The sequence below is a fragment of the Arthrobacter sp. NPDC057259 genome (genome assembly GCF_042668995.1).
Classification (GTDB): domain Bacteria; phylum Actinomycetota; class Actinomycetes; order Actinomycetales; family Micrococcaceae; genus Arthrobacter.
Genome location: NZ_JBHUYA010000002.1, coordinates 1 through 23,583, shown reverse-complemented (window position 1 = coordinate 23,583; position 23,583 = coordinate 1). Strand labels below are relative to the sequence as shown.

General features: G+C 70.2%; 22 protein-coding genes. 15 read left to right on the top strand and 7 right to left on the bottom strand.

Features of this window, described 5'->3' with window-relative positions:
• Window positions 1-211: 211 nt before the first annotated feature.
• Together ACFUCU_RS03930 and ACFUCU_RS03925 are read right to left on the bottom strand one after the other, a co-directional pair.
• On the bottom strand, window positions 212-2,230 hold the full coding sequence (locus tag ACFUCU_RS03930) for an acyl-CoA dehydrogenase family protein (protein ID WP_377970844.1): 2,019 nt from the start codon (window positions 2,228-2,230) through the stop codon (window positions 212-214).
• A 64-nt stretch (window positions 2,231-2,294) separates the two neighbouring features.
• Window positions 2,295-2,624, bottom strand: coding sequence for a hypothetical protein (locus ACFUCU_RS03925; protein WP_377970843.1), 330 nt, complete (start codon window positions 2,622-2,624; stop codon window positions 2,295-2,297).
• Window positions 2,625-2,910: 286 nt separating this feature from the next.
• Here ACFUCU_RS03925 and ACFUCU_RS03920 point away from each other — a divergent pair, with 286 nt between their 5' ends.
• Genes ACFUCU_RS03920 through ACFUCU_RS03910 form a run of 3 tightly spaced genes read left to right on the top strand, consistent with a single transcriptional unit; the run spans window position 2,911 to window position 8,788 of the window.
• Window positions 2,911-4,359, top strand: a complete 1,449-nt coding sequence (locus ACFUCU_RS03920) for a DUF3375 family protein (protein ID WP_377970841.1) — start codon at window positions 2,911-2,913, stop codon at window positions 4,357-4,359.
• 2 nt (window positions 4,360-4,361) lie between these two features.
• Window positions 4,362-5,309, top strand: a complete 948-nt coding sequence (locus ACFUCU_RS03915) for a DUF4194 domain-containing protein (RefSeq protein ID WP_377970840.1) — start codon at window positions 4,362-4,364, stop codon at window positions 5,307-5,309.
• Window positions 5,306-8,788, top strand: coding sequence for an ATP-binding protein (locus ACFUCU_RS03910; protein ID WP_377970838.1), 3,483 nt, complete (start codon window positions 5,306-5,308; stop codon window positions 8,786-8,788). Before ACFUCU_RS03915 ends, ACFUCU_RS03910 begins: the two co-directional genes overlap by 4 nt.
• Before the next feature lie 47 nt (window positions 8,789-8,835).
• Here the strand turns inward: ACFUCU_RS03910 and ACFUCU_RS03905 are convergent, their stop codons facing one another.
• Window positions 8,836-9,330 (bottom strand): FBP domain-containing protein, encoded by a 495-nt coding sequence (locus ACFUCU_RS03905; RefSeq protein WP_377970836.1) that lies wholly within the window; start codon window positions 9,328-9,330, stop codon window positions 8,836-8,838.
• A 438-nt stretch (window positions 9,331-9,768) separates the two neighbouring features.
• Between ACFUCU_RS03905 and ACFUCU_RS03900 the strand changes: the two genes are divergently transcribed.
• The 6 genes from ACFUCU_RS03900 (at window position 9,769) to ACFUCU_RS03875 (ending at window position 15,737) form a co-directional block, all read left to right on the top strand.
• Window positions 9,769-10,881, top strand: a complete 1,113-nt coding sequence (locus ACFUCU_RS03900) for an iron-siderophore ABC transporter substrate-binding protein (protein ID WP_377970835.1) — start codon at window positions 9,769-9,771, stop codon at window positions 10,879-10,881.
• Between the two features lie 8 nt (window positions 10,882-10,889).
• Complete coding sequence (locus ACFUCU_RS03895) at window positions 10,890-11,900, top strand: FecCD family ABC transporter permease (protein WP_377970833.1); 1,011 nt, start codon at window positions 10,890-10,892, stop codon at window positions 11,898-11,900.
• Window positions 11,901-11,917: 17 nt separating this feature from the next.
• Window positions 11,918-12,931 carry a FecCD family ABC transporter permease gene (locus tag ACFUCU_RS03890; RefSeq protein ID WP_377971317.1) on the top strand — a complete coding sequence of 338 codons (1,014 nt, stop codon included), beginning with the start codon at window positions 11,918-11,920 and terminating at the stop codon, window positions 12,929-12,931.
• Between the two features lies 1 nt (window position 12,932).
• Window positions 12,933-13,763 (top strand): ABC transporter ATP-binding protein, encoded by an 831-nt coding sequence (locus tag ACFUCU_RS03885; protein ID WP_377970831.1) that lies wholly within the window; start codon window positions 12,933-12,935, stop codon window positions 13,761-13,763.
• Window positions 13,764-13,816: 53 nt separating this feature from the next.
• A complete protein-coding gene (locus ACFUCU_RS03880) occupies window positions 13,817-14,812 on the top strand; it encodes a siderophore-interacting protein (protein ID WP_377971316.1) in 996 nt (331 codons plus the stop codon).
• 103 nt (window positions 14,813-14,915) lie between these two features.
• A complete protein-coding gene (locus ACFUCU_RS03875; RefSeq protein ID WP_377970829.1) occupies window positions 14,916-15,737 on the top strand; it encodes an SGNH/GDSL hydrolase family protein in 822 nt (273 codons plus the stop codon).
• A gap of 9 nt (window positions 15,738-15,746) precedes the next feature.
• Here the strand turns inward: ACFUCU_RS03875 and ACFUCU_RS03870 are convergent, their stop codons facing one another.
• The gene (locus ACFUCU_RS03870) at window positions 15,747-16,034 is read right to left on the bottom strand and encodes a YciI family protein (RefSeq protein WP_377970827.1); all 288 of its coding nucleotides are present in this window, start codon (window positions 16,032-16,034) and stop codon (window positions 15,747-15,749) included.
• A gap of 93 nt (window positions 16,035-16,127) precedes the next feature.
• Between ACFUCU_RS03870 and ACFUCU_RS03865 the strand changes: the two genes are divergently transcribed.
• The 3 genes from ACFUCU_RS03865 (at window position 16,128) to ACFUCU_RS03855 (ending at window position 18,891) form a co-directional block, all read left to right on the top strand.
• Entirely contained in the window at window positions 16,128-16,625 is a 498-nt protein-coding gene (locus tag ACFUCU_RS03865) for a MarR family winged helix-turn-helix transcriptional regulator (protein ID WP_290257278.1), read from the top strand.
• 49 nt (window positions 16,626-16,674) lie between these two features.
• Window positions 16,675-17,436, top strand: a complete 762-nt coding sequence (locus ACFUCU_RS03860; protein WP_290257279.1) for an SGNH/GDSL hydrolase family protein — start codon at window positions 16,675-16,677, stop codon at window positions 17,434-17,436.
• Between the two features lie 66 nt (window positions 17,437-17,502).
• Complete coding sequence (locus tag ACFUCU_RS03855; RefSeq protein ID WP_377970824.1) at window positions 17,503-18,891, top strand: GH1 family beta-glucosidase; 1,389 nt, start codon at window positions 17,503-17,505, stop codon at window positions 18,889-18,891.
• A 12-nt stretch (window positions 18,892-18,903) separates the two neighbouring features.
• Here the strand turns inward: ACFUCU_RS03855 and ACFUCU_RS03850 are convergent, their stop codons facing one another.
• From ACFUCU_RS03850 to ACFUCU_RS03840, 3 genes are read right to left on the bottom strand one after another with little or no spacing between them, the layout of a single operon-like run.
• On the bottom strand, window positions 18,904-19,662 hold the full coding sequence (locus tag ACFUCU_RS03850; protein ID WP_377970822.1) for an FAD:protein FMN transferase: 759 nt from the start codon (window positions 19,660-19,662) through the stop codon (window positions 18,904-18,906).
• A 40-nt stretch (window positions 19,663-19,702) separates the two neighbouring features.
• Window positions 19,703-20,266 carry an FMN-binding protein gene (locus ACFUCU_RS03845; protein ID WP_290257282.1) on the bottom strand — a complete coding sequence of 188 codons (564 nt, stop codon included), beginning with the start codon at window positions 20,264-20,266 and terminating at the stop codon, window positions 19,703-19,705.
• Window positions 20,263-21,705: a ferric reductase-like transmembrane domain-containing protein gene (locus tag ACFUCU_RS03840; protein WP_377970821.1), complete on the bottom strand. Its 1,443-nt coding sequence runs from the start codon at window positions 21,703-21,705 to the stop codon at window positions 20,263-20,265. Before ACFUCU_RS03840 ends, ACFUCU_RS03845 begins: the two co-directional genes overlap by 4 nt.
• Window positions 21,706-22,167: 462 nt before the next feature.
• Here ACFUCU_RS03840 and rpmB point away from each other — a divergent pair, with 462 nt between their 5' ends.
• Genes rpmB through rpsN form a run of 3 tightly spaced genes read left to right on the top strand, consistent with a single transcriptional unit; the run spans window position 22,168 to window position 22,881 of the window.
• Complete coding sequence (rpmB, locus tag ACFUCU_RS03835; protein WP_056737118.1) at window positions 22,168-22,404, top strand: 50S ribosomal protein L28; 237 nt, start codon at window positions 22,168-22,170, stop codon at window positions 22,402-22,404.
• The gene (rpmG, locus tag ACFUCU_RS03830) at window positions 22,404-22,571 is read left to right on the top strand and encodes a 50S ribosomal protein L33 (protein WP_290257284.1); all 168 of its coding nucleotides are present in this window, start codon (window positions 22,404-22,406) and stop codon (window positions 22,569-22,571) included. The genes rpmB and rpmG overlap by 1 nt, the downstream gene beginning before the upstream one ends.
• A 4-nt stretch (window positions 22,572-22,575) precedes the next feature.
• The gene (gene rpsN / locus ACFUCU_RS03825) at window positions 22,576-22,881 is read left to right on the top strand and encodes a 30S ribosomal protein S14 (protein ID WP_043485315.1); all 306 of its coding nucleotides are present in this window, start codon (window positions 22,576-22,578) and stop codon (window positions 22,879-22,881) included.
• Window positions 22,882-23,583: the final 702 nt, after the last annotated feature.

Sequence of the window (23,583 nt, the reverse complement as noted above, 5' to 3'; positions counted from 1 at the left end):
GTCCGCCGTGCTCTCGCGGCGGGGGGTGCGGTCTTCGGGCCCTGCTGTGCTGCTCATGATGGCTGCTCGCTTTCATTGGGGGACCCGTGCCGGCTGGTCCGGCCGGGCACGGCAATGCTTCGACCGTCATCAGGTCTTGCCATACCTAACCACGCAACCACACTTAATAGCAAGGTTGCTTATTATTAGGGATCGCGGATGTTGCCGCAGGTCAGCGGTAGCTCCGGTGCAGGTTTTCCGCTTTCGACTCGCGCGGGGAGGCGTCGGCGATCCACGGCCCGGTGCCCTCCGACTGGTCCAGCACGCCGGCCTCCAGCCACTCGTAGTCGCCTGCCAGCACCCTCACCGTCAGGGCGCGGTCGCCGTCGTCGGTGTTCCGCCAGAGCTGGTCGAAGTATTCCTCGACCCGCACCCGGGCCTGCGCGCAGTAGGCATCGGCCAGTTCGTAGGCGGAGGCCCCGCGCTCCGGCGCGGTGTGCAGCAGCATCTCGGCCCGGGAGCAGCAGGCGGAGATGGCGAACAGCTCGGCGCCGATGTCCACGATCCGGCCCAGGAACGCCTGTTTGTGCTCCAGGCCCGCCTGCCAGCGGCCCATTCCGTAGAAGGTCTGGCGCGCCAGTTTCCGTGAGGCGCGCTCGACGTACCGCAGGTGCCGTGCCAGCCGGCCGAATTCGCCGTAGGACCGCGGGTCCATGCCGTTGCCGGCGAGCAGCTTCGGCAGCCAGCGGGCGTAGAACCCTGAGGCGCCGACGGCGGCCCGGGCCTTGTCCGGCAGGCTGGCGTCCGCGGTGGCCAGCGCGCCCGCGGCGGCCAGGTGCGCGTCCACGGCCTCCCGCGCGATCAGCAGCCGCATGATCTCCGAGGATCCCTCGAAGATCCGGTTGATCCGCATATCCCGCAGCTGTTGCTCGGCCGGCACCGCCCGCTCACCGCGTGCCTGCAGGGAGTCCGCCGTCTCGAAGCCGCGGCCGCCTCGGATCTGCACCAGCTCGTCCGCGATCCGGCAGCTGATCTCCGTAGACCAGAGCTTCGCCAGCGCCGCCTCGATCCGGACGTCCTTCTGCCCGGCGTCGGCCAGCTCGGCGCACAGTTCGAAGACCGCATCCAGGGCGAAGGCGCTCGCCGCGATGAAGGCAATCTTCTTTCCCACCGCCTCGTGCCGGCCCACCGGGCGGCCCCACTGGGTGCGGGCGTTGGACCACTCCCGCGCGATCTTGAGGCTCCAGCGACCCGACGCCACGCAGAGGGCCGGGATGCTCAAACGGCCGGTATTCAGCGTGGTCAGGGCGATCTTGAGGCCCTGACCCTCCCGTCCCAGCCGGTTGGCGGCGGGCACCCGAACCCGGTGGAAGCGGGTGACGCCGTTCTCGATGCCCCGCAGGCCCATGAACGCGTTGCGGTTCTCCACCGTGATGCCGGGCGAGTCCATCTCCACCACGAACGCGCTGATGCCGCCCCGGTGCGCGGTGCCGTCCGGGTCCGTGTGCGGCGGCACCACGGCCATGACCACCACCAACTCGGCAATCACCCCGTTGGTGGTCCACAGCTTCACCCCGTCGAGCAGGTAGGAGGAGCCGTCGTCCGAGGGCACGGCGGTGCTGCCCATCCGCGCGGGGTCGCTGCCGACGTCGGGCTCGGTGAGCAGGAACGCGGTGATCGCGCCGGCCGCGCACCGGGGCAGGTACTCGCGCTTCTGCTCCGCTGTGCCGAACACCTTGACCGGTTCGGGTACGCCGATCGACTGGTGGGCGGAGAGCAGCGCCCCCAGGCTCGGATGCACCGAGCCCAGCAGCGCCAGCGCGCGGCCGTAGTAGACCAGCGTGAGGCCCAGGCCGCCGTACTCGCGGGGAATCTTCATGCCGAACGCGCCCAGGTCCGCCAAACCCTTGATGTATTCGTCCGGGATTTTCGCCTCCCGCTCGATCACCCGGCCGGACATGGTGCGGCAGTAGACCGTGAGCCGCTCCATGAACGCCTCGCCGCGTTCGACGTCGTCCGCGGGTGCCTGCGGCCATGGATGGATCAGGCCCGGGTCGAAGCTGCCAAGGTACAGGCCCTTCGCGAAGCTGGGCCGGTCCCAACTGGTATCCCGGGCGGCCTCGGCGACGGCGCGGGCGGTGTCCGCCGTGGCGCCGGCGCCCAGCTCATCGGCCGGCGGGGCCTCGACGGCGGGCTGTCCGGTGTCCGGCCCCGGATCGGGGGCGGCTGGGTTGTCGACGGCGGAGCTCACTGGGCATCTCCCCTCACCGGACTGGCCGGCTCAAGCCCTGGATCCGCCGCGGGTGGAGGACCCTTCAGCTGTCCCGCAAGACTACTCGCGGGTAGGTGCCGGTGCTAGGGGACGAGTGCCCAATCAGTTCGCCCGGGAAGTCGCCGGTCAGTTCCACCCGGCCCGCCTGGTGAACCAGGTGCTCCCACCCCGCATTGATCCCGGAGACCACGCCGACGAGGGTCCGGACGACGAGGAACCAGGCCAGCTTGCCCACGCCCAGCAGCGCCAGGGCCACCGTCGCAGCCGTCATGATGAACAGGGCGAGGACGGCGGCGAACAGCAGGGTCCCGCCAAACACCAGGGTCCCGGTTTCCACCGTGGTCAGATCAAACAGGCTCGCATCGAACTGCATTCTTCCTCCTGCAACGGCGCTTCGGCTGAATCAGTAGCCCGAGCGTAGGGCTGTGGAGGGGGCCGGTTCCAGAGTCCCGGGGCGCGTCGGACGCTCTTGATACGGGATCGAGACGCTACCCGGTGGTAGGTCACGAACAGATCGCAGGAGCCCCACCAGAAACATGCGCACCCCCGTCGGCGGGCGCAGCGCGGGGCAGCGAGGCCGGCGCCGGCGGTGCCTGAGTTAACCTTGTAGCTGGCAGTTTTGCGTCGCTGCCGTCCCCCGGCAGCGAGAGGAGAGTTGCGTGCCCGGATCCGCCCTGTCCTCCGCGGACGCCATCAGCGCCCGGCTGCGCGAGTTGGAACTGCTGACCAAGGGACCCGCGTGGGCGCTGACCCGCTCCGCCCCCTGGGTGATCGCCGTCCTGCAGGCCTCCTTCACCCGCACCCGGCCGCAATTGCCGCTGGAACAGTTCCACGCCGACGTCGACGCCTTCCTCGAGCAGCTCCGCCGCCAGGAGCCGGGCCTCGGCGGGTCGGCGAACGGCAAGGCCTTCGGCGACGAATGGACCCGGAAGAACTTCCTCACCCGCCGCAACCAGTCGGGCCAGATTGTCTATGAGGTCACCGAACCGGCGGCCCGCGTGCTGGCGTTCCTGGACAGCCTCTCCAGCGAACGCTCCACCCTCAACGGATCCCGCCTGGGCACGTTGCTGGGCGACGTCGAGAAGCTGGCCAACGAAACCAACCCGGACCAGAGCGCCCGGCTGGAGGCGCTCCAGGAAGAGATCGGCGAACGGCGTCAGCTGATCGAGGACATCAGCTCCGGGGAATTCGACGGCCTGCTCGACGACGAGGAAGCCGTCGAGGCCGCGGGCAACATCCTGGACCTCGCGGCTAGCCTGCCCGCCGACTACAAGAAGATGCGTGACCGGATCGAGGAACTGGTGGGCGAACTCCGCAACCAGATCATCGAGGAGTCGCTCAGCAAGGGCGCCACGATGGCCCAGGTCCTGGAGGCGGACAAGCGGCTCCGGCAAAGTCCCGAGGGCAGGACGTTCCGGTCCTTTACCGCCTTCCTGGAGGACCCCCAGCAGCAGCTGCGGTTCCGTTCCGCGATCGGCGAGGTGCTCAGCCGCCAGTTCGCCGACGACCTCAGCCAGGAGGAACGGGAGACGCTGAAGAACCTCGTCGCCGAGCTCCGCAGCCAGCACAGCCAGATCCAGCGGATCTACGGCAAGCTCAGCGAGAGCCTGAATACCTACGTGCAGAGCGACGACTACCGCCAGTCGGTGCGGCTGCGGAAGGTGCTGCGGGAGGCCGAGCAGGCGATCCGCTCGCTGCCGTACGAGCGCGAGCGGCCCGGCCTGGTCCGCGGGCCGGTGCTCTACAACGCGGGCTTCGAGTCGCTGGCCATGATCAAGCTCTTCGACCCGGACGAGTTCGCGGCCCCGCCCAAGCTGGCGGACCCGATCGCCTTCAGCGACTCGGACCGGGCGCGCTCGCCGCGCACCGGCAAGGCCAACCCGGCCGCCATCCGCGGCGCCGTCGCCGGGGCGGCCACCCTCGCCGAAGCCTGGGAGCAGCTCCCCGCCGACGAACGCCACATCAACTCCATCCGGGCGCTGCTCTCCCACGCGCTGCACCAGGGCGCCGGATTCGACCGCGGCGGTTGGCAGCCGCTGGACTTCGAACAAATCGACGGGTCCACCCGCACCGCCTACCTCCCCGTCGTCACGCTTAAAGAGGACTGAAGATGACCGAATCGCCGCAGGAAACGCCCGACGCCGGGGCCGAAACGGCCGCAACCCGGGCGCACGCGGACCCGTTCACGGTGACTCCCCGCGACACCTTCGTCGACGGCGCGGCCCTCTTCCCCGGCGACACCGGGGTGCTGCCGATGAAGGTGCGGCAGGCGCTGGTGAAGCTGCTCAAGGGCCCCTACATCGACGGCGGCCGGGACGAGAAACTCTGGACCACGCTGCTGGACAACCAGTTGATCCTGCGCAGCCGGCTCTCCGAGCTGTTCCTGACCCTGCAGCTGGACCACGAGCGCAAGGTCGCCGTCCTGCGTCCGGTGGACCCGGAGGCCATCGGCGGCAGCGCCCGCTCCAGCATCCTGCGCCAGCAGCGGGCCCTCAGCCGGGTCGAGACGATCGTGCTGCTCCGGCTGCGGCTGCTGCTGGACCGGCACGTCACCGCCCAGACGGACCCGACCATCACGCGGGAGGAAATCGCCGACCTAGTGGCCCACTACCAGCCCGCCGGCCAGCAGGACGCCCTGCGCGACGCCGACGTCGTCAACCGCGCCATCGCCAAGCTCCTGGCCCGCCAGTTGCTGTTGGGCACCGGCCTCGACGACGTGTACACCATCTCCAACGCCCTCCCGCTGGCCCTGCCCTTCGAGAACATCGGCGACATCCCGGCGCACATCGAAGCCCTGATCGCCGCCGGCACCGACCCCACCGGCACCGAACCCCTCCTCGAACTCGATGGGGACGCTGTTCCGGACGGTGAGGTTGGGGACGACGCGGATGGTGACGACGCCATAGACGACGACGGCGATGCCGCCCCGGGAGTGGCATCGGGCCTGTCGGAGCCGGACGGCCCGCTGCTTGCAGCAGAGCCGTCCGGCGAAGGGGCGGGGGCGGCATCGCCGTCGGCGTCACTCAGCCCCACCACGGAAGCGGAGGCCGCCGAATGAGCATTGCAACCATGCTGCCGATGGGCGAGCTGACGAACCCCGGACAGATGCGCCTGGCCCTGGTGCAGGTGGTCAACTGGGGTACATTCCATGGCGCGCATACGATGCACGTGGACCGCAACGGCACGCTGCTGACGGGCAACTCCGGCGTCGGCAAGTCCACGCTGTTCGACGCGATGCTGCGCGTCTTCGATGCCCGGCCGCGGTCCAATGAGGCTGCGGCGCAACGGGCCGGCGGGGCCGTGGAGGACAAGCGGACCACGTTCACGTATATGCGCGGCAAGGTGGGGGACAAGGCCGTCGGCGAGGGCTCGGCCAGTGCCTACCAGCGCCCCGGTGCCACCTGGTCCGCCGTCGCGCTGACGTTCGACAACGCCGCCGGGACCCGGGTCACCATCTCGGCGCTCTTCGACCTGCCCAAGAACGGCACCGAATCCAGCGTCGGCCGGTTCTACCTGATCGACAACAAGCCGCTGGACCTGGCCAAGGTCGAGGGGATCGCGGAGAAGCGGTTCACCAAGTCCACGCTGGATGCCATCTTCCCGGACGCCCAGATCTTCGACGTGCACAAGGCCTTCGCCGAGCGGTTCCGCCGCCTGCTGGGGATCAACTCGGACCAGGCACTGCCGCTGCTGCGCGTCATCCAGGCCGGCAAGGGCCTCGGCGGCAGCGTAAACACGTTCTTCCGCGACCAGGTGCTGGACGCCCCCGCCACCCTGGCCGCCGCGGACGACGTCGTCGAGGAATTCAGCAACCTCATGTCCATCAGGCAGCGGCTCGAGGACGTCCGCCAGCAGCGCGACCAGCTGGCCCCGGTCCCCGGCCTGAACAAGGAGTACGCCCAGTCGCTGCTGGACGCGAACCGGCTGCGGGAACTGGCCGGCGAGGAATTCGAGGCCTACCGGCAGCAGCTGGCCGTCGCCGTGCACGAGAAGACCCTGGCCCGGTTCAAGGACCTGGCGCAGGCGAAGGCCAAGGACCTGGCCGCCGAGCGGGCCGTCCGGGACGGGCTGGCCAAGGAACTGCGCCAGCTCGAGGCCGAGTACAACAACCAGGGCGGAAACGCGATCTCCGCGATCGAACAGTCGCTGGAAAACGCCCGGGTGGGCCTGAAGCTCCGCGAGGAAGTGGAGGCCTCCGCCCGGAAGGCCCTCAGCGACGCCGGTCTGGAGCTCGACTGGACCGCCGCCGGCTGGGAGCAGGCCCACGAGCAGGCCGCCGCGCGCTCGGCCGAGCTCAAGGACGACTCCGAGGCGCTGAAGGAACTGCGCTTCGAGGCGTTCGACAGCCACGCGGCGCGTAAGCGTGAACTCGCCGCGGCCCAGCAGGAACTCGTCTCACTCAAGACGCGCAAGTCCCTCCTGCCGCCGTCGAGTATCGAGAACCGCACCGCCATCGCCGCCGCCACCGGGGTCCCGGAGGAGCAAATGCCGTTCGGCGGGGAGCTGATGGACCTCGCGGAGGGCCAGGAACGCTGGCGCCCGGCCGCCGAACGCGCCCTGCGGAGCCTCGCCACGACGCTCCTGGTGCCGGGCGAGCACTTCGCCGCCGTCACCCGCTACCTCAACGACCACACTGTCCGCGGTGCGCTCCGGGCAGTCGACATCTCCAAGCCGCTCGCGGGCGGGGCGCTGGCCGTGGCGGAGGCGTCCGACGGCGACCTGCTGGGCAAGCTGGACATCCTCTCCGCCGGGCCCGAGGGCAGCGCGATTGCCGAGGCCGGGCAGTGGATCCGGGAGCGGATTGCCCTGGACTTCGCCTACCCCTGCGTCGAGAACCCGGACGAGCTCGCCGGCCTGGACAAGGGCCTCAGCCTGGGCGGTGTGGTCAAGCGCAATCGCCACACCGTCGAAAAGGATGACCGGTTCACCGGACGGCAGGACTACGTCCTGGGGTTCGACAACGCCGCCAAGCTGGACCTGGTGGCGGCCCAGGTGGAGGAGCTGGAACGGGAGCTGGCCCGGGCCGCGGAGCTTGCCCAAGACCGCGAGGAATCGCACCAGGGCATGACCCGGCAGCTTGAGGCGCTGCGGCGCGTCGCCGAGGACCACCGGCCCTGGGAGCAGGTGTCCGCGGCGGTCGCCGCCGAGGAACTGGCCCGGATCGAACAGCGGCTCAAGGACGCCCTCGCCGCCCAGGCGGACCTGGAACCGCTGCGGGCCACGGTGGAGACGGCCCGCCAGCGGCACCAGTCCAGCACCGAATCCGCCGCCGTGCTGCAGAGCGAATACAAGGCCCTGGACGCGCAGCTGACCACGGCCGACTCACTGCTGGACGCGGCCCGGCGCCGGCTCGCCGAGCAGCCGCCCTCCCCGGAGGCGGCCGCGGCCCTGGCGGAGTACTTCAGCGGCTTCGGCGACGTGCTGGAAATGCACGAACTGGACCTGCTGGCCAACCAGGTGCGGACCCGGCTGCTGGCCGAACTGCACGCCGCAGAGTCCCGCGGCCAGGCCACCGCCGAGCGGCTCACCCGCATCTTTGAGGGCTTCGTCCGCGAGTGGGGCACGGCCATCTCCGCCGACCACGGCACGTCCATCGGCGCCGCCGGTGAGTTCGAGGCCCGCTACCATGCGATCGTCAGCGACGGCCTGCCCGCCCAGGAGGCCGAATTCCGGCAGTTCTTCAACCAGCGCACGCACGAATCCTTCTCCACGCTGCTGCACCTGCTGGACGAGGAACGGCGCTCCATCACCAGCCGGATCCTGCCGCTGAACGGCATCCTGTCCCAGGTGAACTTCCACGAGGGCAGTTACCTGGAGCTGGACATCAAGCAGACCCTGCCGGCCACGGCCAAGCAGTTCAAGGACGCCATCCAGAACGCCCTCAAGGTCCGGCACGCCAGGCCCGGAAAGACCGCTGGTGCGCCCACGCCGGCGGACGACGACGTCGAACTCACCACCCGGTACAAGTCGCTGGAAACCCTCGTGAAGCGGCTCGGCTCGCAGAGCCCGGAGGACCGCCGCTGGCGCGCCGAGGTGCTGGACGTCCGCGGGCACCTGTTCATCCAGTGCAAGGAACACCGCGAGGTGGCAGCCCGCGCTGACAAGTCCGGCGCGGCGAAGGGTGCGAAGAAAACCGAGGTGTTCATGCACGCGGACACCGGCTCCATGTCCGGCGGCGAGCGGCAGCGCTTCACCGCGTTCATCATGGCGGCCGCGCTGAGCTACCAGCTGGGCATAGCCGAGCAGGGCTTCACCACCTACGGCACGGTCATGATGGACGAGGCGTTCGTCCTGGCTTCCGAGGAATTCGCCGGCGCCGGCATCAAGGCGCTGCACGAATTCGGGTTCCAGCTGCTGCTGGCTGCCCCGGAGAATGTGATCGACCTGTCCCGGCACCTCGGTTCGGTGACCGAGATCCTCCGGGACAAGCGCACCAACCGTTCCGGCGTGCTGACGGCCCCGGTGATCGCCCCCGACGCCGCCGACGGCGGGGCCTGGCGGTCCGAGGCGAACCCGGTGGACATCATCCTGCGCTGACGCCGGCGCGCCCGGGCAGCCCAAGGAGCCCGGGCGCGCAGGTGCCGTCAGGCTCCGCGGACGCGGTCCATGAACTGCGCGGTGCGGGCAATCAGGCCCTCGACCTGGCGGGCGACGGCCGCCTCCGGGTCCGGGTTGATGTCGTTGACCGGCGGCGCCACTCGCACGTTGCGACAGCAGCCGAAGTCCGCACAGATCAAGGTGCCCACGGTGTTGCCGTTGCGCCCCGACTGTCCGGCCCGCTTGGCCACCCAGAGCAGCACGTCGTCCTTGGAATGGATGTCGCGGCACAGTTCGCACAGCACCGCGCGGTTTTTCTTGGCACCGCCCTCGGGGGCGCGGAGCATGATGCCGACGGGCCCGTTGGCGCCGGGAAGCATTAGGTAGCCGCGCAGCGGCATCTTCCCGTCGCGCCAGCCGAGGAAGTCGAGGCTATCCCAGTCCAGGCTGTCGAAGTTCCTGGGCAGGGTCAGCTTGGCGGCTTCGGAGCGGCTGGCGTTGATGAAGGAGGAGCGGATGCGGGCAACGGTGATTTCGTACATGGGAAGGTCTTTCGGGATCGGAGAGCTCCGGCCGGCGCGTTGGACGCGCGGGGGGAGGGGGCAGGCAGCTGCCGGCCTGCGATTCCGGTGGGGAGGCGCGGCGGCGTTAGGCCGCTGCGGGTCCGTACATGGTGGAGAAGGCCGGCGACGGCGCGGGCGCGATGCAGGCCGCAACGGCCACCCCGCTGACTGCGGCTGGAGTCATCGCCATGATGTCCGCCCACTTTCCCTCGTCGCATCCGGAGGTGGTTTCTGACCTTCCGGCGCCGGTTTCCGATGCCCGGCCCCGCCATCCTCGCAAACGCGGAACCCGGTGTCCAGTCCGCCCTTCGCGGGCCGGCGAGGTGCCCGAGGCAATTACGTCACTCAAAGCTTGCGTAATCAGCATGAGGATAGGTTAGCCTTACTTAGGTTTGCATCACCTACCTAAGGATCATCGTGACGTCCCCGCTCGCTACGCCTCCCACCCGCTCCGCCGGCCCCCTCCTGAGCCCGCGCTCCTTCTCCCGGCGCGGACTCGCCGCCGCCGCCCTCGCCGTCGTCGCCGGCCTAGGCCTGGCCGGCTGCTCCACCGGCCCCGCCGGCGCGCAGGAGGCTGGGACCGCCCCGACCGCCACCGCCGGGTACCCCGTGACCATCAAGCACGCCTTCGGTGAGACGACGCTGGAGCACCAGCCGCGGCGCGTGGTCACCGTGTCCTGGGTCAACGACGACGTCGCCCTCGCCCTGGGCGTCGTGCCGGTGGGCCTGCCGAAGAATGACTGGGGCGGCAACAGCCGGGCGTCGACGCCGTGGAAGGACGCCGCGCTGGACCGGCTGGGCGCCGGAGCCGGCTCCGCCACTGCCCCCACGCAGTACTCGGAGGCTGACGGCATCAACTTCGCCGAAATCGCCAAGCTCAACCCGGACGTGATCCTCGGCGCCTACTCCGGCCTCAGCGAGGAGGACTACCGCAAGCTCAGCGACATCGCCCCCGTGGTGGCGCAGCCCGGCGTCGCCTACGGAACCGCCTGGCAGGACTCCACCGCCATGATCGGCAAGGCTTTGGGCAAGGAGGCCGAGGCCGCCAGCCTGGTCGCGAAGACCGAGGCCACGGTCAGGGACAAGGCCGCCGCCTACCCCCAGCTGGCCGGCAAGACCTTCATCTATGGCAACCTGGAGCCGGCCAAGAGCGACGGCGTGAACATCTACACCGCCAACGACAACCGTCCCCGGTTCCTCTCCAGCCTGGGAATGACCCTGGCCCCCGTGGTGGCCTCGAACACCAAGGATTCCAAAGAGTTCTTCATCCCCTGGTCCGCCGAAAAAGCCAACGAGCTCGCCTCGGACCTCTTCGTCACCTGGATCCCCGACGCCAAGACCGCGGACTCGATCAAGCAGCACCCCCTGCTCGGCCAGATCCCCGCGATCAGGAAAGGTGCCCTGGTCGCGGACCCGGACAACACCCTGACGCTCTCCATCTCCGCGGCCTCCCCGCTGAGCCTGCCGTGGGCGCTGGACCGCTTCCTTCCCCAGCTCGCGGCCGCGGCGGACGCCGCCGCGGCAAAGTAGGGCGCCCCATGCCTTCGGCCCGGGGGCGGAGCGTCCGCGCCGGCTGGCTGCTCGCCACCGTCGCCGCGTTGGTCCTGGTGTCCGCGGCCTCGCTGGCGGTGGGGGCCCGGCAACTCAGCCCCGGCACAGTCGTCGCGGCCCTGACCGGGTTCGACCCGGGCAACGGGGATCACGCCGTGGTGCAGGCCCGGGTGCCGCGCACGGTGCTGGGGCTCCTGGTGGGCGGCGCGCTGGGCCTGGCCGGCGCCGCCATGCAGGGGGTGGCCCGCAACCCCCTGGCGGACCCGGGAATCCTGGGCGTCAACGCGGGGGCGGCGCTGGCCGTGGTCGCCGGCATCCACCTCGCGGGGGTGACCTCGCTGACCGGGTACCTCTGGCTCGCGTTCGCCGGGGCCGCGGCGGCCGCCGTCGTGGTCTACCTGATCGCCGCGGCGGGCCGGGGCGGCGCCACCCCGGTGAAGCTCGCCCTCGCCGGTGCCGCCCTGAGCGCAGCATTGTTCTCGCTGATGAACGTGGTCCTGATCTCCAGCCAGGACACCCTGGACCGGTTCCGGTTCTGGCAGGTGGGGGGACTCGCCGGACGGGACTGGTCCGTGGTGCTTGCCGGGCTGCCGTTCCTGGCCGCAGGCGCCGTGATTGTGGTGGGTGCCGGGCGCGCCCTGAATGGCCTGGCCCTGGGGGACGACGTGGCCCGCGGACTTGGCCAGCGGGTCGGGCTCTCCCGCGGGGTCACCGCGTTCGGGGTGGTGCTGCTCTGTGGGACGGCGACGGCGCTGGCCGGCCCGATCGGCTTCGTGGGCCTGGTGGTGCCGCACGCGGTCCGGCTCCTCTCCGGCCCGGATTACCGGTGGATCCTGCCGCTGTCCTTGGTGCTGGGTCCGTGCCTGCTGCTGCTCGCGGACCTGGCCGGCCGCGTGGTCCTGCTTCCGGGTGAGGTGCCCGCCGGGATCATGACCGCCCTGGTGGGCGCCCCCGTCTTCGTCTGGCTGGTCCGCCGGAGCAAGGGGGCCGCGCTGTGAGCGCCCGGCTGCTGCCCCTGCGGCCGTCCCGGCCGGCGGTGCTGCTGGCATTCGCCGCCGGCGGGGTGTTCACGGCGTCGGTCCTGCTGGGCAGCTACACCGTCACCGTTCCGGACCTGTGGAGGGTTTTGGGCGCGCACTTCAGCGGTGCCCCCAGGATCCCGACGGTGAGTTTCATGGTGATGGAGCTGAAGCTGCCGCGGGCGGTCACGGGCGCCATGGTCGGCGCCGCCTTCGGCCTCTCGGGGGCGCTGTTCCAGACTTTGCTGCGGAACCCGCTGGCCAGCCCGGACATCATCGGCATCAGCTACGGGGCGAGCGCCGCGGCGGTCACGGCCATCGTGGTCTTCGGGGCCTCCGGCGCCGCCGTGTCCGGGGCCGCGCTCGCGGGCGCCCTCGCCGTCGCCCTCCTGATCTACGCGATCTCCCGCCGCGGTACCGGCGGGAGCGGGGCGGCCGGCGGGCGGCTGATCCTGGCCGGCGTCGGAATCGCCGCGGCGCTGCAGGCGGTGGTCAGTTTCCTCATGACCCGCTCCGACATCCGGACCGCCGCGGATGCCCTGGTCTGGCTCAGCGGCTCGCTGAACTCCGCGGGATGGGAACGGGCGGGGATTCTGGCCGCGGCCCTGCTGGTGCTGATCCCGGCGGCCGCCGCCCTGGCGCGGCCCCTGCGGATGGTCGAACTCGGCGACGACGCCGCCGCGGGGCTCGGCGTGCGGGTCGGCGCCACCCGGTTGGGCGTCGTGGCGGCCGGCGTCGGCCTCGCGGCCTGCGCGACGGCGGTGGCCGGCCCGGTGGCCTTCGTCGCCTTCCTCGCCGGCCCAATTTCCCGCCGCCTGACCCGCCGGACCAGCCTGCCCGCCGCGGCCCTGACCGGGATGCTGATCGTCCTCTCCGCCGACTTCCTCGCCGCGAACGTCGCCCCGCTGCTCCTGGCCGGAACCGTCCTCCCCGTGGGGGTTGTGACCGGGGCGCTGGGCGCGCCCTTCCTGCTGTGGCTGCTGGCCACCGCCAACCGAAAGGACACCTGAGATGGCAGAACTCGCCGCACAGGATCTCACCCTCGAGTACGGAACCACGCCGGTGGTGGCCGGCCTTAGCTGCACGATTCCGCCCGGGAAGGTGACCATGATCGTGGGCGCCAACGCCTGCGGCAAGTCCACCCTGCTCCGCGGCCTGTCCCGGCTGCTCAAGCCCGCGGGCGGCGCCGTCACCCTCGACGGCCTGAACATCCGGTCCCGTCCGGCCCGGGACCTCGCCCGGCAGATGGGACTGCTCCCGCAGCATCCCTCCGCGCCGGCCGGACTCCTCGTCCGGGACCTCGTCGGCCGTGGCCGCTATCCCCACCGCGGCGCCTTCGGCGGGTGGAGCCGGGCGGATGGGGAGGCCGTCGACCGGGCGCTGGCGGCCACGGACACCGCGCACCTTGCCGGCCGCGACGTCGACGAGCTCTCGGGCGGCCAGCGCCAGCGGGTCTGGATTGCCATGGCCCTGGCACAGGAGACCGGGCTGCTGCTGCTGGACGAACCCACCACCTACCTGGACCTCGCGCATCAGGTGGAGGTGCTGGACCTGCTGACCGACCTGAACCGACGCCGCGGCACCACGGTGGTGGTCGTGCTGCACGACCTGAACCTGGCCGCACGGTACGCGGACCACCTCATCGCCCTCAAGGCGGGGCGGATCGTGGCCCAGGGCGCCTCCGCGGCGGTGGTCACAGAGAAGTTGATTCGGGAGGTGTTCGGCCTGGAATGCCGGGTGATGCCCGACCCGGTATCCGGCACCCCGCTGGTGCTGCCGATCGGGCGCCACCACACCGTGCTTGCCCCGGGCGGCGGCAACGGGATGGTGACGGTCCCGTGACCGCGCAGCGCACAGCCCGGCACCCGGACCCCGAAACCCTCGCAGAGCAGCCGATGTCCCGCGCCTTCGACGTCACCGTCTCAGCAGTGCGGGACCTCAGTCCCGGCTTCCGGCGGATCACCCTCGGCGGCTACGCGCTGCGCGACTTCGGCGTGCACGGCCCCACCCTGGACCTCCGGGTGAAGCTGGTGCTCCCGTCGCGGGCGGCGGACGGAACCGCGATGCCCCTCCCGGCCTTCCGGGTCGAGGAACCCGGCTGGTACCGCCAATGGCTGGCCATGGACCCGGACGTCCGCGGGACCATGCGCACCTACACCGTCCGGCGGGCCCGGCTGGACGCCGTCTACCCCGAGATCGACGTCGACATCGTGCTGCACGCTCACGGGGGCGCCGGAATGGACGGCAGCGGAGCGGACGCCGAAGGCCCGGGTGCCACGTGGGCCCGGCAGACCCGGCCCGGGGACCGCGTCACCCTGATCGGCCCGAACAGCCGCGCCGCACACTGCGTGCTGGAGGAGACCTACGCCGGCATCGAGTGGCGGCCCGGCGCCGCCCGGCGGATCCTGCTGGCCGGGGACGAGACGGCGGTCCCGGCGATCTGCGCGATCCTCGAGAGCCTGCCCCCGCACCTGAGCGGCGACGCCGTCCTGGAGGTCGCCGACGCCGGCGACATCCGGCACATCACCACAGAGGCCGACGTCGCCGTCACCTGGCTCCCGCGCCGCACCGCGGCCGCGGGGAAACCTTCCGACGGAGGCCGGCCGCTCGGCGAACTGCTCCGGGACGCCGTCCGGGACATCGTCTCCCGCCCGGATGGCCGCGGCGCCCTGACGGGGGCGGCCGCCCCGGAGGCGGAAGCGGTGACGGAAGACGCGGCCCTCCTGTGGGAGACCCCGGAAAGTGTCCCGGCCAGCCCGTTCTACGCCTGGATCGCCGGCGAGGCGGGCACCGTCCGGGAGCTGCGGCGCTATCTGGTCCGCGAGGCGGGGATCGACCGGGCGAACGTCGCCTTCATGGGGTACTGGCGGCGGGGCCGGGCGGAGCTCTAGGCAGGGTGAGGGAGAGCGGGCGGCACCGTCCCGGTGCCAAGCCGCCGCCCGGAGTTCACCGTCCCGGCACCGGCTGGTTGGCCGGCGGCGCTACCGTGGCGGCATGGCCGCGAACCTCTTGCATCCGGGCCCGGACGGGCGGCGGGTTTACGTCGCCCTCGGCGATTCCTTCACCGAGGGCGTCGGGGACCGCAGCAAGCACCTGCCCAATGGCGTGCGGGGTTGGGCGGACCGGGTGGCCGAGAGGCTGGCGAAGGCGGACCCGGGCTGGGAATACGCCAACCTCGCCATCCGCAGCAAGCGCCTCCGGCAGATCATCGGCGAGCAGTTGGAACCGGCGCTGGCGATGAAACCCTCCCTGGTGACCCTGTACGCCGGCGGCAACGACCTGCTGGACCTCGGCACCGACATCGAGGACCTGATGGACGACTATGAGGTCCTGGTCGCCCGGCTCACCGCCTCGGGGGCCACCGTGGTGCTCTTCACCGGCTTCGATGTCAAGGTCTCCGTGCTGCTCGAACCCTTCAAGCGCCGCAACACCCTCTATAACCGCCGGGTCCGGGAACTGGCCGACTGGTACGGAGCCGTGCTGGTGGACTACTGGGCCTTCGAGGCGTTTCAGGACCCCAGGATGTGGGACAGCGACCGGCTCCACATGTCCAAGGCCGGCCACAAGTACCTCGCCGCGCAGGTCCTGGACCATCTGGGCGTACCGCACAGCATCAGCCCCAAGGAATGGGAACCGCCTGCCCCGCTGGGGTTCCGCGACTGGGAACGGCGGCAGCGGCGCTGGGTGCACGACTGGGTGCTGCCGCTGTTCGGCCGTAAACTGCGCGGCGTCACCCTGGGGGACCAGCTCACCCCGCGCTGGCCGCAGCCGGTGCGGGTGCCCGAGAAGGGCGGGCTGAAGAAGCTGTTGGCCTGAGGCTGCGGCCTAGGCGTCCAGCAGGTTCTCGAAGCCGGGGGCCACCCGGCTGGCGTGGAACTCCTCGACGTCGTAGTTGGCCACGCCGTTGACGTAGAACGGGTCCGCGAGCAGCGCCGCGTCCAGGTCCGCGCGCTCGGCATTGGAGAGCAGCAGCCCTCCGGTCCGGGGAATCTTGCGCCCGGCCACCATGAAGACGCCCCGGTCGAAGGCGTCCTGCAGCCACTGAACGTGCGCGGGCAGGTGGAAATCGACGATCTCTTCGGGGACCTTGTAGGTGAGCGACACGACGTACATAGCGTCAGCGTACCGCCTGTCCGGGCGACCCGGCAGGGATAGAAAACCATGGAGGGTTGAACCGTCAAGCTTCGCGGCTCCTAGAATGGAGCCATGACCGATCCGCGCTGGCTCAACGCCGAGGAACGCCGTGCCTGGCTGGCACAGCTGAGCATCAACACCCTGCTGCCGGCCGCGCTGGACACCCAGCTGCACTCGGCCGGGAAGCTCTCCCTCTTCGACTACAACGTCCTGGCCATGCTGTCCGAGGCGGAGGGCCGCTACCTGCCGATGAGCGAACTCGCCGCCCGCACCAGCGCCTCGCTGTCCCGGCTCTCGCACGTGGTCACCAAGCTGCAGAACCGGGGATGGGTGGAACGCCAGCCCCACCCGGGGGATGCCCGCGTCACCACGGCGCACCTGACCGACGCCGGGCTGGAAACCCTGGTGGGGCTCGCCCCCGCCCACGTGGAGGCGGTGCGCGAGCTCTTCCTCGACGCCCTCGACCCCGACGACGTCGCCGCCCTCGCCCGGATCGGCGAGAAGGTGGTGGCCCGGCTGGACCCCTGCCACTGGATCCTGCGTGAGAACGGACCCGTCGAGGCCGGGTAGGCCTTCGCGCCCCTTGGTTGCTTCCGGCAACGGGTGACAGACTGTCTGCATGGATTTCAGCACCCGGTATGTGGCCCTCGGAGACTCCTTTACCGAAGGCGTCGGCGACGATGATCCGTCCCGCCCCAACGGGGTGCGCGGTTGGGCCGACCGGGTCGCCGAGCAGCTCGGGGCCGCGGACCCGGGCTTCGGCTACGCCAACCTGGCCATCCGCGGCCGGAAACTGCGGCAGATCCTGGCCGAACAGGTGGACGCCGCCGTCGCGCTCAACCCCACGCTGGTGACCATCTATGCCGGCGCCAACGACATCCTCCGGCCCACCATCGACATCGACGGGCTGCTCGTGGAGTACAACGAGGCCGTCGCCAAGCTGACCGCCACCGGCGCCACCGTGGTGATGTTCACCGGCTTCGACGCCCGCGGGTCCAAGGTCTTCAGCACCATGCGTGGCCGCACCGCCATCTACAACGAACTGGTCCGCGGCATCGCCGGCGACCACGGGGCACTGCTGGTGGACTACTGGCGCTTCAGCGAATACTACGACTGGGGCATGTGGGCCACGGACCGGATGCACATGTCGCCGGCCGGGCACGCCACCATGGCCCGGCGGGTCCTCGACGTCCTGGCCCATGAGCATTCCATCGACGTGCCGCCCATGGCCCCGGTCCCGGAACTCAGCCGCTCCGAGGCGCTCGCCGCCAACGCGCGCTGGGTCCGGGAATTCGCCGGGCCCTGGGTGATGCGGCGGGTCACCGGGAAGTCCTCCGGCGACGGCCTCTCGCCGCGGTATCCTCAGCTGACCCACCTCTAGGCCCTGCGGGTCAGCGGCCGCCGCCCCTCTTTCAAAGAGCGGCACCGTTCAAAGGAGCAGCACCGGATGAACAGCACCCCAGTGACCTTCCCGCCCGGATTCCTTTGGGGCGCCGCCACCGCCGCGTACCAGATCGAGGGCGCGGCCCGGGAGGGCGGGCGCGGCGAATCGATCTGGGACGTCTTCAGCCGGGTGCCCGGCGCCGTGGCTGACGGGCACAACGGCGACGTCGCCTGCGACCACTACCACCGCACGGCGCAGGACATCGGACTCATGCAGGATTTGAACCTGGCCGCCTACCGGTTCTCGGTCTCCTGGGCCCGCTGCATGCCCGACGGCGTCACCCCCAACCCGGAGGGAATCGCCTTCTACTCGGACCTGGTCGACCGGCTGCTGGCGGCCGGAATCACGCCCTGGATCACGCTCTACCACTGGGACCTGCCCCAGGCGCTGGAGGACAAGGGCGGCTGGGCAGCCCGAGAGACCGCCGAACGGTTCGCGGAGTTCGCGGCCCTCATGCACGGGGCGCTGGGGGACCGGGTCCGGTTCTGGACCACCCTGAACGAACCCTGGGTCTCGGCTTTCCTGGGCTACGCCGCCGGCCTTCACGCCCCCGGCCGCAAGGACCCGGCGGCCGCCCTCGCCGCCGTCCACCACCTGCTGCTGGGCCACGGTTTGGCGGTGCGGGAGCTCCGGAGCCGGGACGCCGCCGCCACCGTGGGCATCACCCTCAACCTGACCGTCGCGGACCCCGCGGACCCGGACCGTGAACTGGACCGCGACGCCGCCCGGCGCGCGGACGGCCAATCCAACCGGCTGTTCCTGGATCCGCTCTTCCGGGGCGAATACCCCGCGGACGTCCTGGCCGACGTCGCGCACCTCGGCATGGCCGACGTCGTCCGGCCCGGAGACCTCGAACTGATCGCCGCGCCGCTGGACGTCCTGGGCGTCAACTACTACCACGGGAGCGCCTTCACGGCGGAGGCCGGCCGGGACCCCGACCCGTCCTCCCCAATGGTGGCCGCCGACGGCGTGCACACCGTTCCCCGCGGCCTCCCCGTCACCGGCATGGGCTGGGAAGTCCAGCCCGACGGGCTGCGCCGGCTGCTGGTGCGGCTGCAACGCGAATACACGGGGCCGGCAGGGATCCCGATCTGCATCACCGAGAACGGCGCCGCCTACGACGACGAACCGGACGCGGCGGGCTTCGTCAACGACGAGGACCGCCGGAACTTCTTCGAACAGCACCTCCGTGCGCTGCACGCGGCGATTGCCGAGGGCGTGGACGTGCGCGGCTACTTCGCCTGGTCCCTGCTGGATAACTTCGAGTGGGCCTTCGGCTACCACCAGCGCTTCGGCCTGGTCCGGGTGGAGTACGACACGCAGCGCCGGATCCCCAAGGCCAGCGGGCTTTGGTACGGCCGGGTCGCGGCGTCGAATGCCCTGCCGGGCTGACGGCCGGGAGCGCTAGGCGCGGAAACCGGGTGTGGCGAGCAGGCCGCCGTCGCGCCTGACCGCGAGGATCTGGACGTCCCAGCCGTCGGTGGCGCGGTTCAGCATCGGGAGCCCACCCGCCACGATCGCGGTGGCCAGTACGTCGGCGGTCACGATGTCCGCCGCGGCGACCGAGACCTGGAGGAATTCGCTCGGCCCGGTGGCCCGCGTCCAGATGTGGTCGCCGCGTTCGGCCGACCCGGAGGTGGCCAGCGCCCGCGCCGTGTGGCCGCCGCCCAGCGGGTAGGCGGCCAGCAGGGTGCCGCGGTCCTGCGGGTCCACGATGCCGGCCTGCCAGGTGGCCGCGGTCCCGACGATCGGCGAGCCGGAGACCAGCACGTCGCCGCCGGCGTTGAGGCACCAGTCCCTCAGCCCCAGCGACGCCAGGGCGGCCCCGGCCTCCTGGACCGCATAGCCCTTGACCAACCCGGACAGATCCGGGGCCCCGTCGGGACGTTCCGGGGTGAAGGAGCCCTCGGTCAGCAGCCGCCAGTTCGCGGCCTCGGCGTAGCGGTCCCGGAAGCCAGCCGAGGTTTCCTTAGGCGTCACCTCCCGGCGGGCCACCCGGCTGGCCTCCGAATCCGGCCGGTAGAGGCTGAACTGCCCGTCAAGCTCCCGGAAGATGCATTCGACGGCGTCCGCGGCCGAGCCGAGGGCCTCCTCCGTCGCGGCCCGGGGGCCGCCGTCGTCGTTCCCCGCCATCGGGACGGTGAGGCCGATGACGGTGCCCATGCACTGGAATGTCCGGGCCTTCAGTGCCGGGCTTTCCGGCTTAGAGGTGGGCCGCATCGAGGGCCGCCTGCAGCGAGGTCAGGTACGCGGAGCTGGTGACGGTGGCCCCGCTGATGGTCTGGACGTTGGCGGACTGGGCCTGGAGCACCTCGGAGCGCAGCAGGGGAGCGGCGCGGTTGCTGATCTGCACCGAGCGGCGGTCCTCGTCCGTGAGCTGCAGCGCCTTGACGTCCGTGATCTTGCCGCCGCTGACGCTGATCTGCACCTGGACCGAGCCGAACCGGGTCTGCACCGAGTCCCCGGTGAAGGTGCCGCCGGCACTGGAGGAACCGGAGGAGCTGCCGGAGGATCCAGACGCGCCGCTGCCGCTGGTGCCGGTGCCGGAGGACGTGTCCCCGGAAGCTGCGGACCCGGACGACGAGCCGCCGGCGGAACTGCCCAGCCCGGACTTGGCGGACCCTGTGCCGGTGGTCCCGGTCCCGGCGGTTCCCGCCGTCGTGCCGACCGCGCTGGCCGATTCGGCCACGTGGGCGCCGGACTGCCAGCCGGCCAAAAGGATCCCGGCGGAAGCCAGGGTCGCGGAAACTACTGCGCGAATTCTCACCAGTCAAACCTTTCGTAGTGGAGTTGTTCTTCCCGCACGCCGGCCTGGCGTGCGTCGTCGAGGACGTTCCGGGCCCAGGCGTCCGGGCCGCAGACGTAGATGTCGGAGCCGGCCAGGTCGGGAGCGTAGCTGGCCAGCCGGTAGCCGGCGCGGGACTCGCTCTCGGGCAGCCAGGTGCTCACGCCCCGGGGCCGTCGGCCGGTCAGGTGGAACAGGGTGGCCCCGCGCCGCTGGCAGAGGTCCAGGATCTCGTCGCCGAGGTACAGGCCGGACTGATTGTGACCGCGAAGGATCACCGTGGCTTCCCCCGGCGCGAAGGGCGTGTTCTCGAGCAGCGCCCGGATGGGGGTAATGCCGATCCCGGCGCCGATGAGGACCACCTTTCGCCGGCTGCGGGAGGCCGAGCTGAACAGCCCGTACGGTCCCTCCACCGCTACCCGGGTGCCCGGCCCCAGCCGGGCCAGGGCGGCGGAACCGCGGCCCAGGTTCCGGACCGTGATCCTGAGCCGGCCGCCGCCGTCGGCCCCGAACGTCACGGGCTCGGCGGAGAGGCTGAAGGGGTGAGGGTGCCACCACTGGCCGGGGGCAAGGAACCGCCAGATAAAGAAACGGCCGCCGCTGCCGGCCAGCTCGTCAAGGTGCCGGCCAGTCATTTCGATGCTGACCACGCCGTGGCCGGCGGAGACGACGCGGCTGACCGTCAGCTGGTGCCGGACGGTGGCAACGATCGGCTCCAGGACCCGGTAGTGCGCCAACGCGGCGCCGGTCCCGATGCAGACGGCCAGCCAGTACCAGCGCTGCCAGGTGCCCTCGGCGAAGAGCCCGCCGACGCTGAACTGGTGCGGAATGGCGGTCAGGACCGCGGCGTAGGTCAGCAGGTGTACCGCGTACCAGAACTCGTAGGGGAAGCGGCGGCGCACGGCCACCAGGGAGGTCACGACGACGGCGATGAACAGCAGGATGGAGATGTACGCCAGCCACATGTCCGGCACCTGTACCCAGAGGGACACTGCCTCGCTGACGGGGTCCAGGCCGTCCGCCATCCCGTAGCCGACCGCCAGCAGGACGCCGTGGGCCAGGAGCAGGTACAGGGCGGGTTTCCCCAGCTTGCGGTGGAATTCGAGGGCCCGGTCGTGGCCGACGGCCCCGTCGATGATGGGCAGCCGCGCCGCGAGCAGCAGCATCAGCAGCACCAGGTCCATGCCGGCGAGTCCGGCCACGATGCCCAGGGCCGTGAAGGTTCCGCCCGGGGTGGAGAAGCCGGATGCGCCGCCGTCGGCAAGCCACAGGGCGATGGCGGCTGCGATGGAGGACCAGGCGATGACCGTGAGCAGGTCGCCCCTGAACATCCGCCGGCGGTGCTGCGCCGCAAACGGGTTGCCGCCGGCCCCGGCCCGCCGGGCGAGGGGCTGCTGAGCAGTCTGGGTCGATGTGTTCATGAATCCAGAATCTGCCCGTTCCCTTTCGTTTTGCTGTGAAAGAACTGCGCCCCGCTTAAGTCTTCCCCGCATGTCCGGGGGACCGCCATATACACCCTCGGACCCCCGGATTGGTCTTTAATTCCGCGAGATCGTAGACTTGGTAGGCGCTAGGTGGCGCGGAGCGTGGGCAATTGCTCCGGTTGACGGAAAAGTCTGCAGTGCAGGCGGCTCCGGAGGCCGGTAGTTAGGGGCTCAAGTTGCGCGCGTTCCTGTATTCGCCCGGCATCCGGGTACCGCAGTGATGGCTTACGAGTTCTCCCTGACGGTTGTCCCGGACTCCTTCTTCAGTTCCCTCGCAGCACGGTTTCGGCCGTTGTCGTGAGGGGCCCGTTCGAGGGGAGCTGGCGGCGGACGCTGCCTATCGCACGGTAACGCGGAACTCCGCCTGCCGTTTCATTTATTTTCATGAGGAGAGTCGTCATGGCAGCACACTGCCAGGTGACCGGAGCCGAGCCGGGCTTTGGACACAGCATTTCGCACTCGCACCGCCGCAACAAGCGCCGGTTCGACCCGAACATCCAGAAGAAGCGCTACTGGGTTCCGTCCCTGCGCCGTAATGTCACCCTGCAGGTCTCTGCACGTGGCATCAAGACCATCGACGTACGCGGCATCGACGTTGTCGTCGCCGACATCCTGGCACGGGGAGTGAAGCTCTAGTGGCAAAGGACAAGGACGTACGTCCGATCATCAAGCTTAAGTCGACCGCGGGCACGGGTTACACCTACGTGACGCGCAAGAACCGTCGTAACGACCCGGACCGCATGGTCCTGCGGAAGTACGATCCCAAGATCCGCAAGCACGTCGAATTCCGAGAGGAGCGCTAAGCACATGGCTAAGAAGTCAATGATCGCTAAGAACGAACAGCGTAAAGTCATCGTCGAGCGCTACGCTGCAAAGCGCCTCGAACTGAAGAAGGCCCTGGTCGACCCCAACTCGACCGACGAAGCCCGCGAAGCTGCACGCCTCGGCCTGCAGAAGCTGCCGCGCAACGCTTCCCCGGTCCGCCTCCGCAACCGCGACATCATCGATGGCCGCCCGCGTGGCACCTTCCAGAAGTTCGGCATCTCCCGTGTTCGCTTCCGCGACATGGCTCACCGCGGTGAGCTCCCGGGCATCACGAAGTCTTCCTGGTAATTCAGCACTCCTGAAGCCAGTGGCTTGAGAGGGGCCGGCAACCGTCATGGTTGCCGGCCCCTTGCGCTTTAAGCCGCCGGGGCTGGCTGCCGTGGGGCTGCTGGCGCCGGGTCCGCGGGGTGGTGACCGAGCGCACACGGACCTGTTTGGGGTACGACGGCGGTTGATTGGGCCCCGAAGAAGCGCTGGGTCCCGGGTTTCCGGGGTTTTCGGGGCGGGGGAGGGCCTTGGGGGTGCGATTTGTGTGGTCCGGTGTTCGTGTGTAAAGTTATTCGAGTCGCCGCCGCTGAAGCGGAAAGATAGCGACCGACCCCCTTGTTGAACAGCCTGAAAAATGGTGCGGAATTGTGCGCCGGTTTTTCGGGTGGGGACCCTTTCCATTGCGTGGGATTCGGCGGTTACGCCGGTTTGCATTGCGGTTGGTGATCGGGTAAGTTTGAAAAGTTGCTCCGGAGCGAGTCATGATCCTGGTTGGGTTGTGGTGGTGCCGGGTGTGTCTGTTGTTTGAGAACTCAATAGTGTGCCAAGTTTGTTGATACCGATTGTTTTATTGATTGGTTGAAATTGCCGAATCGTGCCGCCCCTGTGGTGTGGTTTGGTGTTTTTGGCTGGTTTCAAATTTTGTGCAGCCTTCTTTCCCCGTTTTCCCGGGGTTGTTGGTTGTGTCTGTTTGTTTTCAACGGAGAGTTTGATCCTGGCTCA